Genomic DNA, 17,592 nt, shown 5'->3' on the forward strand with positions numbered 1-17,592 from the left:
CTTTTTGCATTAATTTGTTATACCCTTATTTTGGCAATTGCGTAAAACCCATGTTGAATAAAATAAATGCTTGTATATCAACATTTTCTTGAATTGTTGCTGCAACAGATTTTCCAGCTCCGTGACCAGCATTAATATCAATACGAATTAATGTTGGGTTATTTCCAGCTTGTTTATCTTGCAATTCTGCCGCAAATTTGAAACTATGCGCTGGCACTACTCTATCATCATGATCTCCTGTTGTAACCATTGTGGCTGGATATTTCACTCCTGATTTTACATTATGCACCGGTGAATATCCCTTCAAATAATCGAACATTTCTTTACTATCCTGAGATGTTCCATAATCATATGCCCAACCAGCACCTGCGGTAAAAGTATGATAACGCAACATATCCATAACACCTACAGCAGGAACAGCAACTTTCATTAAATCTGGTCTTTGGGTCATAGTTGCACCAACTAATAAACCTCCATTTGAACCTCCTCTTATGGCTAAAAAATCAGAAGAAGTGTATTTTTGAGCAATTAGGTATTCAGCTGCAGCTATAAAATCATCAAAAACATTTTGCTTTTGCATTTTTGTTCCAGCATCGTGCCATTTTTTGCCATATTCACCACCGCCTCTAATGTTTGGAACTGCATACACACCACCATTCTCCATCCAAACTGCATTTGCAATACTAAAACTTGGGGTAATACTTACATTAAATCCACCATAAGCATATAGAATCGTTGGGTTTTTGCCATTTAATTTTAATCCTTTTTTATAGGTTATAATCATAGGTATTTTCGTTCCATCTTTTGATGTGTAGAAAATTTGTTTTGATTCGTAATCGCTTGATTTAAAATCAATTTTAGGCGTTTCATACACTTTTGATAAACCTGAATCCGCATCAAATGAATATGTAGAACCAGGAGTTATATAATTTGTAAACGAAAAATATAACGTCTTCTCTTTTTTCTTACCCCCAAATCCTCCTGCTGTTCCAACACCTGGAAGTTTTATTTCACGAACTAATTTTCCTTGATAATCATATTGCTTCACTACTGAAACAGCGTCTTTCATATAATGCGCAAAAAAATAGCCTCCACCAGTAGATGGCGACAATACATTTTCTGTTTCAGCGATAAAATCTTTCCAGTTTTCAGGCTTTGGATTACTGAAATCAACCGTAACAATTCTCCTGTTAGGTGCATTCCAATCGGTTTCTATAAATAATTTTGTACCTTCATTATCAATTATACTATTTGAGGTGTTGAAATTATCTACAATTGTAATTATTGGACTGTTTGGTTTTGTCAAATCTTGAACATATAACTCATTCCCATAGGTAGAATTAGCTGCAGAAATAATTAAAAAACGATTATCTTCTGTAACATAGCCACCAACATATCTGCGTTTTTGTTCTAAACCAAAAATAACTTTATCTTCTTTTTGACTTGTTCCTAATTTGTGATAATATAATTTGTGTTGGTCTGTTTTTGCTGAAAGTTCACTTCCATTAGGTTTGTCATAACTCGAATAATAAAAACCTTCATTTCCTTTCCAAGAAACACCACTGAACTTAATATCTACGAGAGTAGGCTCTAAGATTTTCTTAGAAATGGCATCCATGACAATTACAGAACGCCAATCGCTTCCGCCTTCTGAAATTGAATAAGCTACAATTGAACCATCTTCAGAAAAATTGACTCCTCCAAGTGATGATGTTCCATCTTTTGAGAAAGTATTTGGGTCTAAAAAAACAGATTCAACTCCTTTTGCATCTTTTCTGTATAAAACAGATTGATTTTGAAGTCCATTGTTTTTATAATAATATGTGTAGCTACCTTCTTTAAATGGCGCACTTATTTTTTCGTAATTCCAAAGCTGCTCTAATCTTGATTTTAAATCATTTCTAAATGGTATTTTAGAAAGGTAATTATAAGTAACTTCGTTTTGGGCTTTTACCCAGTCGCCTGTTTCTACAGACCTATCGTCTTCAAGCCAACGATAAGGATCGGCAACTTTTGTGTCAAAATAGACATCAATAACTTCTCCTTTTTGGGTTTTAGGATATTTTAATTGGGTTTGACCCAATGAGACCATAGAAGTTGCTAAAGCCATTATTAAAATTGTGTTTTTCATGATTTTTCAAATAAGATAAAAACAAAAATAACAATTATAATGTTAAGAAAATGTTTGTGTTATAATTGTTTATTATTTTTCTCCATCCCATTCAGCATAAAACTGTGAGAGAAATAGCTCCATATATTTATGACGTCCTTCGGCTAATTTTTTACCAGTTGGCGTATTCATTTTATCTTTTAGCAATAATAGCTTTTCATAAAAGTGATTTAAGGTAGGTGACTCGCTGTTTTTATATTCTTCCTTGTTCATGTTGAGATTTGGCTGAATATTTGGATTGTAAAGCGCTCTATTTTTAAAACCTCCATAATTAAATGTTCTTGCAATTCCAATGGCTCCAAGTGCATCTAATCGATCGGCATCTTGCACAATTTCCAATTCTTTAGAATTGAATTTTTTTTCAAAATTACCTCCTTTGAACGAAATATTCTCAATTATTGCAATTACATGATATATAGATTCTTCTTTTAAACTCTGTGTCTCTAAGAATTCGCGCGCAATTTTTGGGCCTATCGATTCATCTCCGTTATGAAATTTTGAATCAGCAACATCGTGCAATAAAGCACCAAGTTTTACAATTAATATATCACATTCTTCCTCTCTAGCAATTAATAACGCATTTTTATACACACGTTCTATATGAAACCAGTCGTGCCCACCTTCTGCATTTTCAAGTTGTTGCTTTACAAAAAGAATTGTATTGTTTATTAATTGCATATCGTTTATTTAAAAGCTAAAAATCTAGTTTTAAGATTTTTAGCTTTATTCTAATTATCTAACCAATGCGGGTTCTACCCATTTGAAAATATGTCCTGTTTCTGGAATTACCAATCTCTCAGAAATTCTAGCCATTCTTGCTGGTAATTTCATTAAGAAATCTCTTGCTTTTTCAGCTTCATCAGTTAATCCTGAAATTTTATCAATTTCCCATTTATCAATTAATTTTTGCATGATATCTACATAATCAGCAGCTGTATACACTCCAATTCGTTGTGCAGAATCAGAGAATTGTTCAAAAGCAGTACTTATTTTTTGCCCAGATTCTCTTAAAAAATGAGCTGGCATCGTGATTTTATGTTTCATCATGTGTTGAAAAGCTAACATCATTTCACTTGGGTCAACTTTAAAAATTTGATTGATAAATTCACTATAAGCTAGATGATGACGCATTTCGTCACCCGCAATTAGATTACACATTTTGTGTAATTTTTTATCGCCATATTTTTTTGCAATTAGCGCCACTCTATTGTGAGAAACATAAGTTGCTAATTCTTGAAAGCTAGTGTAAACAAAGTTTTTATAAGGATCATTACTTGTTCCAATATCAAAACCATCATTAATTAAATGCTGTGTTGTCATTTCTATTTCACGCATATTTACTCTTCCTGAAAGGTATAAATATTTGTTTAATACATCTCCATGACGATTTTCTTCTCCAGTCCATTGACGAATCCATTTACTCCATCCATTTTGTCCTTCTTGTCCCACACCTTCAACATTCATAAGCCATGATTCATAGGTTGGCAAAGCTTCTTCTGTAATAGTATCCCCAACTAAAGTAACCCAAAAATCGTAAGGTAAATCTTTAGCAATTTCACGAAGTTCTTTTACATCATCAAAAAAAGTTTCATTTTGAGAATTTGGAAGTAAATCGGTAGGTTGCCAGATTTTTTCAACAGGAATTAAAAATTCATCGACAAAAGTGTCAATTTTCTTTTCTAGAAATTGCATCACTTCTAGTCGTACATTTTGTATAGACATGGGTTTATTTTTTTATGTTTTCGGTAATTACTTTTTCGGTTTTTTCAAAAATTTCTTCAAACTTATACTCAGAAATTTTCATCGGTTCGTGGATTTGGAACTCTAATTTATTGCCAAGACCTAGAGGGAATTGCCCAAATTTAGTCATTTTCCAAGAATTATTAATTGTAATAGGTAAAAAATAAGCATCCGGCGCAAATTTGTATAGCATTTTTAGTCCATTCACAGCAAATGGTTTAGGCGCTCCAGTTTTACTCCTAGTCCCTTCTGGAAAAATTACTACCGAGTAATTATTGTTGTTTATTAATTCGGCTACTTTTTTAATTTCTGGCAATGCCTGCTTTGGATCTTTTCTATCAATTAATGCTGACCCTCCGTGCTTTAGATTGTATGAAACACTTGGAATTCCTTTTCCTAATTCTATTTTACTTATAAATTTTGGATGCGTTTTTCTTAAAAACCAAATAATCGTAGTGATATCGTGCAAACTTTGGTGGTTAGCAACAATAATTAAGGGTTTGTTGTCTGGAATGTTTTTCATCCCTTTAAGATGATAGGAAGTACCTAAAATATGCGTTGTTCTTACTAAAAACCAATTTAAATAGGCAACACTTAAACGATGTGCATTATACCCAAAAATATTGAGGCACAACCATTGTATTGGGTGAAAAATTACTAACCAAAGTAAAAAAAAGAAGTAATACACTATAGAAAGTGGATAGGATATTATTTTTTCCATTTTAAACGAATTTGCACAAAAGTAAGGTTTAAAATAAAAAAACCACCAAAAAAATGGCGGTTTTATTGTATGCTAGCATAATATGATTAACAAAATTCGTTGTAGGCGTCTTTTAGATTTTCAGCGATTAATTCTGCTGGTCGACCTTCAATATGATGACGTTCTAACATGTGTACTAACTCACCATTTTTAAATAATGCCATGCTTGGTGATGACGGTGGAAAAGGAAACATTTCTGTTCTTGCTGCATCTACAGCTTCCTTATCTACACCAGCAAAAACAGTGATTAAATGTGCCGGTTTTTTACCACCCTCTAAACTCATTTTTGCCCCTGGACGTGCATTTCTTGCAGCACAACCACAAACAGAATTAATTACAACTAATGTTGTTCCTTCAGCTTTGATAGCGTTTTTAACGTCATCAGCCGTATATAAATTTTTGAAACCTGCATCTGTTAATTCAGCACGCATTGGGTTTACCATTTCATCTGGATACATAATTTGATTTGTTATTAGTTAACGTGTTGCAAAGTTACAAAGTTTTTTGCTTGTTATAGAAAACCAATTCATAAAGATTTGTTATGATTTCATAGTTTACACTTATTTGAAAATTCTGGTCATAAGTGCTTTTACAAAAATTATCTTCGGACATTTCCAAATCACTTGCAAATCTTCCCAAATAGAAGTTTCTTCATCTAAAAATTTAAAAATTATAGTTGAGTTTCCTTTTTTGAACATCGAAGAAAATATTTTGGAGCCTAATTCGTTTTTTGAACTTAAAATATCCAATAATAACAAATCATAGAGCCAAAATTTATTTTTTTTATAAAACTTCGAAAAGTCGGATTCTGATTTTAGAAATCGAACTAAAGCTTTCGATTTTTTGGATGCGTTTTTAAAAGTATAACCTGTGCTAGCTTTTGTCCAACCGCCAGCCGAACCAATATTGATTATGTTCTTTGTATTGTGTTTCCAGAAAGGATAACACGTCATTGGGATATTGCCTTGTTCTTTTTCGATGATTTCGTATTCCTTTATACCTAAATTTTCAATGTATTTCTGGATTTCAAATTCGTATTCTTCCCTCAGAAGTAAATCTTTTGAAAACAATGTATATTCTAACAAAGCTTCATTTTCTGATGTTGGTAAAACATATATAAAACGCGTATTGCCTTTTTGTTCGACCGAAAAATCCATGAAGGTAGCACAATTTGAAGTAAAAACAGCTTCTTTACTTTTGATAAACCAACCTATAAAATGTTGTTGAATTAATGGAAATTTATTTTGCGCTGTAACAATTTCAGGATTGAAAATCGAATTGAAAATTTTGTTGCAAGTGAAGGTTTCTTCTTTGGTTTTTACAACACAATGATTACCTAATTCTGTAAAATCAACTACTTTCTGATTTAGGAAATGAATGTTTTTATGTTCGGAAATCTTCTTGAAAACCAATTCATAAAAATCTAAACCATTAATTTTCTTGTATTGATAAGGCGTTAGTTCTAAAACCCGATTGAATTTTTCATTGGCAAAAACAGCTTGATTCCATTTTTTTGAAACGATTTCATCAAATAAATTATCTTCATCCCAAAAACACCAAGTTCTATCGTTTACTTTTTTGGTATTTTCATCAATTAGCAAAATGGATTTATCCTCAAACTTTCCAGATAAAAGCATTTCATAAACTGTCATTAAAGCCGATAATCCTGAACCTGTGAAAATGTAATGATAATGTTGCATTAATAAATGGTATATCGAATTCCTAAAAAACCTCTAATTCCTTGATTGGGTGCGTACACATAACTTGGATCAAAAGTTAAGGCGTATGGATTTGTTGGTGTCGCTAAAACATTTCCGTTTGTATCGTATTCAACACCTTCATCAAACGGATCGTTTGCTCTAGCTATTATAAATGGAGTTCCTCTATTAGGTGTCCAATTCAAAATATTTTTAACCCCGCCATAGATTTCAAAACTACGAATTTTTTTATAAGTAAATTGAATATTCTGCAAACTCCAAATAGGTGAAAATTCAGCCCTCGGATCTAAATCACTCAACAAAGGCAAACGCATTGGTCCGTAAAGATTTCCAGTGTAATCAATCGTTAAAAACCATTTTGGAATATCGTATGTTATTGCCCAATTGGTACTATATTTTTCCGTTAAAATAGGTTGTGAACTTATGCCATTTTGTACGTTTTTTGATTCCATAATCGTAAAACCAACAATTGCTTTCAATCCGAAAGGAGTGACTAAGTCTATATTACCACTTACTCCTAACGTTTGTGCATAGCCGTTTAAGTTCGAATAAATAATTTGATTAGGATTTGTGTCGTAATCCGGAATAATTTGGTTGTTAAAATAAGTGTACCATGCCGAAGTTTCGAAACCTAAAAAAGTGCCGTTTTCAAATCTAATTTTCTTCAAATAGTTGAAATTGATGTTGTATGAAGTTTCAGGTTTTAAATCTTCGGTAATAACAACATCTCTTGAACCTGTTAAAGCAGCATGTTCTTCGGTAAATAAATTTACGATTCTAAATCCAGTTCCTGCATTAATTCGGAACACATCATTTTGTGTTGGATTCCATTTGTAGGCAATTCTAGGTGTAAAAATATTGCCGTGATTGTTGTTGTAATCGTATCGAATACCCAATAAAATGTGATGCTTTTCTGCTATTTTTATTTCATCTTGAAGAAAGATACTGTAAATTTTTGTTTTTTCTGCCGAAATAGTCGCTGTTGTATTGTCATTGTAATATTGATAGCGAAAAGTGGCACCCAATAACATATTATGATTTTCTATTTTTTTATCCCAAGTATATTGTCCAAAAGCGATTTTTTGATTCGCCAAGTAAATCGTATTTCCATACACCGAATTTTGGTCGTGAGCGGTTACCGAAAAAGAAAGACACATATCTTCTTTGGTTGGTAATTGGTATTTACTCAAAAGTTCCACGCGTTTCGTATAAATACTTTCACCATACACTTCCGAGCCACCACGATACGATTTGTTCCATTGCATGTCGCCACCCCAACGGTCTTCGTAAAAAAGGCGTCCTGCGATGGTGAACTCTTTATTGTTTTTTCGATCGAAATTCCATTTGTTGAAGACGGAAATTCGTTCTTGCAAGGTTACATCGGTAAAATTATCGTTGTTATTATCGATAGGCTGGTTGTAATTGTAATAATTGATGCCGACTAAAGTAACCGCTTTTTTACCAATGTTACTTTTAAATCCTAAATCTACATTGTTTTCTAACCAAGAAGTTGAAAAAATATCCGCAGAAAGCAAGGGAGCATTTAGAGATTTTTTAGTAATTATATTGATTAAACCACCAACCGCTTCACTTCCATATAAACTTGAAGCTGGACCCTTTACAATTTCAATTCTTTCAATTAACGAATTCGGAATTCCAGATAATCCATAAACGGTAGAAAGTGAACTCACGATGGGCATCCCATCAATTGTAACCATAGTGTATGGCCCTTCTAATCCGTTGATATGAATATCGCCCGTGTTGCAAATATTACAATTTAGTTGTGGTCTAACACCATTTACATTTTGTAAAGCTTCAAAAACATTAGACGTTGGATTTTTCTTCAAAAACACTGGAGTATATATTTCAACAGGCACAGGTGATTCCAGTCTTTTTACAGGCTTTAGTGTTCCCGAAATTACAACATCATTCATCATTTCAGAATTATTTGCAATAGTGTCTTTCGTTTGTGAATAAGTAAAAGTTGAAAATATAATAAGTAAAATGTAAATTTTTGTTTTCATAAATTTATTTTTAGACAAAACTAAAAATAAAATATTTAGTAATCTAAAAAAAGAACATATATTTGTCGAAATGAATTGCTTATGACTATTTCTGAAGAAAATTATATTAAAGTTATTTATCATTTGTCATTAGTTTCTCCAAAAGGGGTCAATACAAATGCCATTGCTGGAATGTTAGACACTAAAGCATCGTCAGTGACCGATATGATGAAGAAACTTTCGGATAAAGATTTGGTAAGTTATCAGAAATATCAAGGAGTTACTTTAACAGATAATGGATTGCATTCAGCAAAAATGATTGTAAGAAAACATCGTTTGTGGGAAGTTTTTTTAGTAGATAAATTAGGGTTTTCTTGGGACGAAGTACATGAGATTGCAGAAGAGTTAGAGCATATCAAATCAGAACAATTGATAAATAAATTGGATGCTTTTTTAGGCTTTCCGGTTTCTGACCCACATGGTGATCCGATTCCTAATGAAAAAGGTGTAATTAAAAAAATTGAAAAACAACTACTCTCTGAAGCTGAACTGAACAAAGCATTTCATTGTGTAGGTGTAAAAGATTCTTCTACCGATTTTTTAAAATATTTAGATAAACAAAAAATAGCTTTAGGTTCTGTTGTTAAAGTAATTGACAAAGAAGATTTTGATGACACATTAACTGTAGAAATCGATGGAAAGCGTTTGACCATTTCCAATAAAATTGCTAATAATTTATATGTACAATAATTATGTTTGATACAATAATTCATTTTTTTGAAAGCATTGATCCTATTCTAGCGGCTTTATTAGCCACAACTTTTACATGGGGATTAACCGCATTTGGCGCTTCGTTTGTATTCTTCTTTAAAAACATGAATCGAATAGTTTTAGATGGAATGCTTGGTTTTACAGGTGGCGTTATGGTAGCGGCTAGCTTTTGGAGTTTATTGGCGCCTGCAATTGAAATGAGCGAAGGAGCTGGCTTTGTAAAAGTAATTCCAGCTGCTGTTGGTTTTATGTTGGGAGCCATTTTTATTTTTGGATTAGACAAAGTATTACCACATCTGCATATCAATTTTAAAGAGACAGAAGGAATTAAATCTCCGTGGCAACGTACTACCCTATTGGTTTTAGCTATTACGTTACATAATATTCCAGAAGGATTAGCGGTGGGTGTATTGTTTGGTGGTGTAGCTGCAGGAATTCCTGAAGCATCGATTGCCGGAGCAGTTACTTTAGCTATTGGAATTGGAATTCAAAATTTTCCCGAAGGAATTGCCGTTTCAATGCCTTTAAGAAGAATGGGAATGAGCCGTTGGAAAAGTTTTATGTATGGTCAATCTTCTGCAATTGTGGAGCCAATTGCTGGAGTATTGGGAGCAGTAGCGGTAACATTTTTTACGCCTTTATTGCCTTATGCTTTAGCTTTTGCTGCTGGAGCAATGATTTTTGTAGTAGTAGAAGAAGTAATTCCAGAAACCCAACAAGATAAAAATACTGATATAGCCACACTAGGTTTTATCGGTGGATTTATTGTGATGATGACTTTAGATGTGGCTTTAGGTTAATGACAAGCGCAGTCATCACCACATGGCTTTGACTTTTTAGTACGCTTTTTCCAAAAGAATTTTTTTACCAAAAATCCTATAGCAATAGCTAGGGATAAGTAAACTAAGATTTGTTGTATGTCCATAATTTTAAAAATATATTCCAGCACCTATTGTAATAAAATTATAACTTGGAGATGCTATTTTTAAATGTTCGTAACCTGCTGAAAAAAAATAATTCTTTTTATGATATTTACCTCTAAACTCAAAAGAATTCACAGATAATCCATTTATCTTACTCAATTGAAATGCACCATTAAAACTTATATTTTTAAAAGCAAACACATCTGCATTTAATCCATAGGAAATTCCTGCTTTGTTTACTTCGTTTCCAATGTAAGTTGCTCCAAGCGTCCATCCAAAATTAAATTTTTTAAAACGAATTCTATCATATGCAAAATTAAATTGAAATATGGATAGATTATCATATTGATTTGTGAAAATATTTTTCTCTATCAACTCGCGATAATCTGCTTGTAAATAAAAATATTGAAATGGTCTAATTTTAGCTTTTATGTGGTTCCCAAAGGAAGTATTATTAATATAAAGAAAATGATTTTCTATATCAAATCGCATTTTGTTTTTACTTTGAATACTATCACTATTACTAACAAAATTACCAGATTCTCCATCAAAATAAGGATATTTAGAAAGAGAATTATACAAATGATCTTCATTTCTATAATCTCCTATTGTTGAATAAAAACCTACATATAAAAATCCTTCAGCCAGTAAACCTACAAGACCGAAATCATCAGAACTAGAAGAACTTCTAGAAGACGACGAACTACTGCTTGATGAAGAACTTGATGTGCTGCCGGCATTTAACTCTTTTTTTGATTTATCAATTTTCTGAGAAAAAGAAGTGTTTAAAGTTAAGATGAACAAAAGTACAAGTATTGTATTTTTCATGTGTTTTTATTTTCTCTTTTTAATCAAAAACTATGCCTATTATTTTAAAACTTGATAGGCAATTAATGCTGTTAAATAGGCAAAACCACTCATAAATACTAATTGAACTATAGGCCATTTCCAAGAATTCGTTTCTTTTTTTACAATAGCTAACGTAGAAATACATTGCATTGCAAAGGCATAAAAAAGCAATAACGAAATTCCAGTAGCAAAATTAAATACTTTACTTCCTGTTATTGGATGTACTTCAGCGGCCATTCTGTTTTTAATAGTAGTTTCTTCGTCACTATGGCTTCCTACACTATAAATAGTAGCTAAAGTTCCTACAAAAACTTCTCTGGCAGCAAATGAACTTACCACTGCAACACCTATTTTCCAATCATAACCTAGTGGTTTAATTACTGGTTCTATCGTTTTTCCCATATAACCAATATAGGAATTTTCAAGTTTATAGGCATTTACTTTATCTTCAATTAAAGAAGGATTTAGTTTGATACCTTTAGATTGAAGTTCAGTTATTACATTTTTTTCTGCATTGTTAAAATCATCACTTAATCCATGAGATCCTAGATACCACAGAATGATTGAAAGTGCTAAAATAATTTTTCCTGCTCCTGTTACAAAAGCCCTTGTTTTTTCAAGTACATTAATTCCAACGTTTTTAAACATCGGGATTTTATAGCTTGGCATTTCTACTACAAAATAAGATTTACAATTTAGCTTTAAATATTTATTGAGTAAATAAGCAGAAAAAATTGCCATTCCAAATCCTAATAAATATAAAGCCATTAAAGTTAATCCTTGTAAACTTAAAAAGCCCAATACTCTTTTTTCAGGAATAATTAATGAGATTAATATGGCATAAACAGGCAACCTCGCAGAACAAGTTGTAAAAGGGGTTACTAAAATAGTAATTAATCTTTCCTTCCAGTTTTCAATATTTCTTGCTCCCATTATAGCGGGTATAGCACACGCAGTCCCTGAAATTAGAGGCACAATACTTTTTCCAGATAAACCAAATCTTCTCATGATTTTATCCATCAAAAAAACTACGCGACTCATATATCCGCTTTCTTCTAAAACCGAAATAAATAAGAATAAAAATGCGATTTGTGGAATAAAAATTACGATGCCGCCAATTCCTGGAATAATTCCTTCACTAACTAAATTTGTAAACTCTCCTGCTGGTAAATTTTGCTTTGCGAGTGAACTAAAATTAGCAAAAGTTTCGTCAATAAAATCCATTGGAATACTACTCCAATCAAATAAAAACTGAAAAATAAGCATTAATATTCCAAAGAAAATTACATAGCCATAAACTTTATGCGTCAAAACCCTATCTATTTTTGCACGAATATCAGATGCCTTTGAAACGTCTATTTTTTGACCTATTTTCAGTGTATCATTAATAAACTGATAACGTTTTATAGTTTCTTTTTGTTGCAATCGTTTTAAATCAGCATGCGATTTAGTAAACGAACTTTTAATTTCGTTTCGGTCAAGGTTTAAGAAATTAACGTCTTGCGTAATCACTAACCAAAGCTTATATAACAACTGATTCGGAAATGCTCTTCTTAAATTATTAAAATAATCTGGATCAATCGAAGATGCATGCAAACAAGGTTCTGTTGAAAGCGTTTCGTGGTTTAAAATTAGGCTTTTAAGATTTTCAATCCCTATTTTTTTTCTTGAACTTACTAATGCAATTTTAGTTTTTAATTCCCTTTCTAGAATTGGAATATTTAATTCAATTCCTTTTAATTGCATTCTATCAGCCATGTTAATGACTAAAATAGTTGGTATTTCTAGATCTTTAATTTGGGTAAAAAGGAGTAAATTTCGCTTTAAATTTTCAACTTCTGAAACTACAACGGCTACATCTGGAAAATCTTCATCATTTTTATTTAGGAGCAATTCAATTACTACATTTTCATCAATTGAACTAGCGTTTAAACTATATGTTCCTGGCAAATCAATAATTTTTGCTTTAACACTATCAGATAGTTTACAAACACCTTGTTTTTTTTCAACAGTAATTCCCGGATAATTTCCTACTTGTTGATTTAAACCAGTAAGCTCATTAAAAACAGATGTTTTACCCACATTTGGGTTTCCAATTAAAGCAACTTTTATAAGATTTGAACTCATTTAATTATCTTTTAAAACGCTTATTTCTCTTGCGGTTTCAACTCGAATAGCCACATGAGAATCATTTACATTAAAATATAATGGGTCGCCAAAAGGTGCCACTTGAAGTAATGTGATTTTATTACCCGGCAAGCATCCCATCTCTAATAATTTTAGAGGGATTTCGTCTAAATTAACAGCCGTTATAGTTGCTGTTTCTCCTATTTTAAGAGCTGACGAATTAGTGTTCATTTTCTTATTTAGATTGAATTAAAATACAAAAGTAAAAATTATAAATTTAGAAAACCTGATAATTATCAATTTAATACCAATTATTTTTGATTTTCAACTAACCAAATTATATCAGCGAGTAATTGCTGCATGTTTTTTGCTTTTGGGTCATCACTTGGTTGGTTTAGATTTGTACCATCATAAAAACCACGGATTCTTTTATTTTTGTCTACTAAAATAAAATTTTCAGTATGAACCATGTCGTATAATTCTTCTGGCTTACCTGTTTTAACGGCTAGATATGATTTTCTTGCTAGGTAATAGATGTCTTTTTTATCACCTGTTACTAAATTCCATCTTGAATCATCTACTCCTTTTTTAAGGGCATATTTTTTCAATACCTCTGGAGTATCAATATCTGGAGTTACTGAAAAAGACAAAAGTTTTACACTTGGATATTTTTTTAACTGTTCTTGCAACCAAACCATGTTGTTTGTCATTTTGGGGCAAATCGTTGGACAAGTAGTAAAAAAGAAGTCGGCTACATATATTGTATTTTCATAATTTTTCTGTGTAATTATTTTCCCATTTTGATTGGTAAAAGCAAAGTCAGCAATTTTATGGTCGTTGCCAATATGTTGTATTGTAGAATCAACTAATTCAGGATTAATATCTCTTGGTGAATATATAGGTAACATTTTTTCGGGAGTTTGTAAAGAATAAATTCCAAAGAAAATTGCTGTTGACAAAATCAAAAAGACAATTATAAATGTTCTATATGGTTTCAGATAGGTTAGCATTATATTTTTTTTGCAAAAATAAACATAATTAAGTTTTAAAGCCACTTCAAACGAACGTTAAAGTTGTAATAAGTTGATTTTCTTTATTATATTTGTGAAATTTTACTATTAAACTACTACTAATATGACTAAAAATTACTTGATTGTTAGTTTATTGTGCTCCTTTTTAGGTTTTTCACAATTTAATCCTTCTGCCCCTTGGATGACTAACGTTTCTACAGCGCGAACTGGCGAAGCCACTATTGACGAATTGGTAACTTCATTTAACCAATACTGGTCAACAAGAGACAAAAACGTTAAAGGCTCTGGTTATAAGCCTTTTATGAGATGGGAATACCATTGGAGAAGTTATACTAATGATCAAGGTTACATCATGTCATCTGATGAATTTTGGAATGCTTGGCGTCAAAAAAACATAGCGAAGACAAATAAAAATAGTGCTTTTTCATTACCTGTGAGTAACTGGCAACCTGTGGGCCCTTTTACCCATACAAATACTGGCTCTTGGTCTTCAGGTCAAGGTCGTGTAAATACGGTTCATGTTGACCCATCAAACAGTAACATTGTTTATTTGGGATCACCTGCCGGAGGAATATGGAAATCTACCGACAATGGAGCAACATGGGCTCCACTTACAGATGAATTACCTCAAATAGGTGTCTCTGGAATTGCTGTTGATTATTCTAATTCAAATGTAATTTACATAGCTACTGGAGACAAAGATGCAGGAGATTCATATTCGGTTGGTGTATACAAATCGACAGATGGTGGTTTAACTTGGAATGCCACTGGTACTATGGGAGGTTCTAATCCATCAAGAGCTGGTGATTTAATCATTCATCCCACGAATAATCAAATATTATGGTGCGCAACAAATAATGGAATTTATAAAACTACAAATGGCGGTACTACTTGGTCAAGTGTACAATCTGGTGATTTTTCTCAAGGCAGTATAAGATTAAAACCAAGTGACCCAACAACTGTTTATGCTGTCTCAGACACAAATTTTTATCGTTCAACGAATTCAGGAACAAGTTTCACGCAAATCTCATTAGGACTGCCTGCAACTTCTAGTAGACTTTTATTAGACGTAACACCAGCAAATGCAAGTTACATATATGTTTTAAGTGCAAATTCCAGCGGTGATATGCAAGGAATATATCGTTCAACTAATTCTGGAACAAGCTGGACTAAAACCTCTTCTAACGAAACTACTACAGGAAATGTTTTCGAGTCTAATCAATCATGGTATGACCTAGCATTAGCCGTTTCAACAACAAATGCTGATGAAATTTATACAGGATGCTTGAATGTGTGGAAATCTACTGATGGTGGTGCAACTGTAACCAAATTAAACAATTGGAGTTCGCCAACTGCTCCATCTTATACTCATGCTGACATCCACTACTTAGGATTTCATGGAAGTAAACTTTTTTGCGGAAGTGATGGGGGAATTTATGTTTCAAGTAATGGCGGAACTAACTTTACCGATTTAACGGCTGGAGTTCAAATTAGCCAATTTTATAAAATTGCCGTTTCAAAACAATCGGCCGCTAATATGGTTGGTGGATTACAAGATAATGGCGGGCACGCATACAGTAGTGGCCAATGGAAAAATTATTATGGGGCTGATGGAATGGACACAGCTATTAATCCAAATAATCCAAATCAATATTACGGGTTTATTCAAAGTGGAGGAAGTCTTTACATAAGTAACAACGCAGGAAATGGAATTAGTGCTTCAGTAGGTTCCCCTGGGGTAGATGGTAACTGGGTAACTCCTTTAATGGCTAACGCTGCTGGCGATTTGTTTGCAGGTTATAATAACTTGTATAAATTAGTTTCTGGAGCTTGGGTTCAACAAAACACAGGAACCATTGGTACTGGTAATCTAGAACTAATCAGTATTGACCCATCAAATGACAATATTATGTATGTTGCTAATGGTTCTAGTTTATACAAGAGCACCGATTTAGGTATTACTTTTACAAATGTATATACAACCACAAGTAACATAACTTCTATAGAAGTTCATTCAACTGACAGTAATATTGTTTATATAACAACTCAAAGTACTTCTGGAGGCGTTTTAAAATCTACAAATGGAGGAACATCTTTTACTAATTTTTTCACAGGATTACCAAATATTGGTAAAAACATAATTGTACATCAAGGAAGAAACACCGACAATCCTTTATACGTTGGAACTGATTTAGGGGTTTACTATAGAGACGATTCAATGTCTACTTGGCAAGCATTCGATACAAATTTACCAAATGTGTCTGTAACCGATTTAGAAATAAACTTAGAAGACGCCAAACTTATAGCAGCAACATATGGAAGAGGTATTTGGCAAACAGATATTCCTATTCAAATTCCTGCTAACGATGTGAAATTTGTAAGCATTCAAAGCCCAGGAGTAAACATTAATTGTGGTGATACAGTTATCCCTCAAATTGAAGTTAAAAACAGTGGTACAAATCCAATCACATCAGTTACAATTAATTATACAATAGACAGCACACCAAATAGCTTTACTTGGAATGGTTCAATTGCACCAAACACAAATACTAGCATTAATTTACCTGCTGTTACTCTAACAAGAGGTGTACATACTTTAAATGTAACCACAACCATAACAAATGATGCCTATTCAGACAACAATAGTGGCTCCTCAACATTTTATGTTAATGATGCTGGAACTGTAGGAGTAGTTAATCCTTTTACAACGCCTTCTAATGCTTTAATTTCATATAATGATGGCGGCAGTGGATCACAATGGCAAAGAGGTATAAGAACAACTGGAGCAATGAGCTCTGCAGGTAATACAGTATACACAACAAATGTTACTGGAAATTATCCTAATGTAACTAAATCATACTTAGTGTCTCAATGTTATAACTTATCAAATGTGATAAATCCTCAAATTAGTTTTGCAATGAAATATGATTTAGAGGTAAATTGGGATGTTACTTATGTTCAATACTCAACCGATTTTGGAGCAACTTGGAATTTACTAGGAACTATGGGGACTAATTGGTACAATAGTGACAGAACTCCTCTTACCACTGGAACAGACTGTAATAATTGTCCTGGTGGTCAATGGACAGGAACAAATACTACTCTAACCACATACACTTATCCATTAAATGCTTTAAACTCGGAAACAAATATCATCTTTAGAATTGTGTTTCATTCAGACGAATCTGTTACTCAATTAGGTGTTAATATTGATGACTTTGTTATTAATGGAACGCTTTCAAATCAAAATTTTGAATTAAATAATGTTTATGTCTATCCTAATCCATCAAAAGGAATTTTCAATATTTCATTAGGAAACATCCAACCAACAGGAATTGATGTTTATGATTTAACAGGTAAAATTGTTTGGTCTAAAAAAGTAATTTCAGTATCAAATTTTGAAACCGCAATTGATTTATCAAACGTATCTCAAGGAATTTATTTTGTAAAAATCATGAGTAACGAGCAAGCAACTGTAAAAAGAATTATTAAAGAATAAA

14 protein-coding genes are annotated in these 17,592 nt (G+C 32.4%); 3 read left to right on the forward strand and 11 right to left on the reverse strand.

The window, feature by feature from the left end:
• Nucleotides 1-25 precede the first annotated feature (25 nt).
• The 7 genes from VK164_RS10005 to VK164_RS10035 all read right to left on the reverse strand — a co-directional run bounded on the left by VK164_RS10005 (nt 26) and on the right by VK164_RS10035 (nt 8,412).
• On the reverse strand, nt 26-2,131 hold the full coding sequence (locus VK164_RS10005) for a prolyl oligopeptidase family serine peptidase (RefSeq protein WP_324209202.1): 2,106 nt from the start codon (nt 2,129-2,131) through the stop codon (nt 26-28).
• Nucleotides 2,132-2,203: 72 nt separating this feature from the next.
• On the reverse strand, nt 2,204-2,848 hold the full coding sequence (locus tag VK164_RS10010) for an HD domain-containing protein (protein ID WP_414655548.1): 645 nt from the start codon (nt 2,846-2,848) through the stop codon (nt 2,204-2,206).
• Between the two features lie 54 nt (nt 2,849-2,902).
• Entirely contained in the window at nt 2,903-3,892 is a 990-nt protein-coding gene (locus tag VK164_RS10015) for an acyl-ACP desaturase (protein WP_324209203.1), read from the reverse strand.
• Nucleotides 3,893-3,896: 4 nt separating this feature from the next.
• On the reverse strand, nt 3,897-4,631 hold the full coding sequence (locus VK164_RS10020) for a lysophospholipid acyltransferase family protein (RefSeq protein WP_324209204.1): 735 nt from the start codon (nt 4,629-4,631) through the stop codon (nt 3,897-3,899).
• An 86-nt stretch (nt 4,632-4,717) separates the two neighbouring features.
• Nucleotides 4,718-5,128: a BrxA/BrxB family bacilliredoxin gene (locus VK164_RS10025; protein WP_324209205.1), complete on the reverse strand. Its 411-nt coding sequence runs from the start codon at nt 5,126-5,128 to the stop codon at nt 4,718-4,720.
• 102 nt (nt 5,129-5,230) lie between these two features.
• Nucleotides 5,231-6,370, reverse strand: coding sequence for a lycopene cyclase family protein (locus tag VK164_RS10030; protein ID WP_324209206.1), 1,140 nt, complete (start codon nt 6,368-6,370; stop codon nt 5,231-5,233).
• Nucleotides 6,370-8,412: a TonB-dependent receptor plug domain-containing protein gene (locus VK164_RS10035; protein WP_324209207.1), complete on the reverse strand. Its 2,043-nt coding sequence runs from the start codon at nt 8,410-8,412 to the stop codon at nt 6,370-6,372. Before VK164_RS10035 ends, VK164_RS10030 begins: the two co-directional genes overlap by 1 nt.
• Before the next feature lie 81 nt (nt 8,413-8,493).
• On the opposite strand from VK164_RS10035, the gene VK164_RS10040 reads away from it, so the two are divergent.
• Nucleotides 8,494-9,141, forward strand: a complete 648-nt coding sequence (locus VK164_RS10040; RefSeq protein WP_324209208.1) for a metal-dependent transcriptional regulator — start codon at nt 8,494-8,496, stop codon at nt 9,139-9,141.
• Nucleotides 9,142-9,143: 2 nt separating this feature from the next.
• A complete protein-coding gene (locus VK164_RS10045) occupies nt 9,144-9,962 on the forward strand; it encodes a ZIP family metal transporter (protein ID WP_324209209.1) in 819 nt (272 codons plus the stop codon).
• Nucleotides 9,963-10,091: 129 nt separating this feature from the next.
• On the opposite strand, the gene VK164_RS10050 is transcribed toward VK164_RS10045, so the two are convergent.
• From VK164_RS10050 to VK164_RS10065, 4 genes are all read right to left on the reverse strand, one after another.
• Nucleotides 10,092-10,913 carry a hypothetical protein gene (locus VK164_RS10050; RefSeq protein ID WP_324209210.1) on the reverse strand — a complete coding sequence of 274 codons (822 nt, stop codon included), beginning with the start codon at nt 10,911-10,913 and terminating at the stop codon, nt 10,092-10,094.
• A gap of 39 nt (nt 10,914-10,952) precedes the next feature.
• Entirely contained in the window at nt 10,953-13,061 is a 2,109-nt protein-coding gene (feoB, locus tag VK164_RS10055; protein ID WP_324209211.1) for a ferrous iron transport protein B, read from the reverse strand.
• Nucleotides 13,062-13,292 carry a FeoA family protein gene (locus VK164_RS10060; RefSeq protein WP_166235203.1) on the reverse strand — a complete coding sequence of 77 codons (231 nt, stop codon included), beginning with the start codon at nt 13,290-13,292 and terminating at the stop codon, nt 13,062-13,064.
• 80 nt (nt 13,293-13,372) lie between these two features.
• On the reverse strand, nt 13,373-14,071 hold the full coding sequence (locus VK164_RS10065; RefSeq protein ID WP_324209212.1) for an SCO family protein: 699 nt from the start codon (nt 14,069-14,071) through the stop codon (nt 13,373-13,375).
• Nucleotides 14,072-14,195: 124 nt separating this feature from the next.
• Between VK164_RS10065 and VK164_RS10070 the strand changes: the two genes are divergently transcribed.
• Nucleotides 14,196-17,591, forward strand: coding sequence for a VPS10 domain-containing protein (locus tag VK164_RS10070; protein ID WP_324209213.1), 3,396 nt, complete (start codon nt 14,196-14,198; stop codon nt 17,589-17,591).
• The last annotated feature ends 1 nt before the right edge of the window (nt 17,592 follow it).

It is taken from the genome of Flavobacterium sp., assembly GCF_035299005.1.
GTDB lineage: Bacteria > Bacteroidota > Bacteroidia > Flavobacteriales > Flavobacteriaceae > Flavobacterium.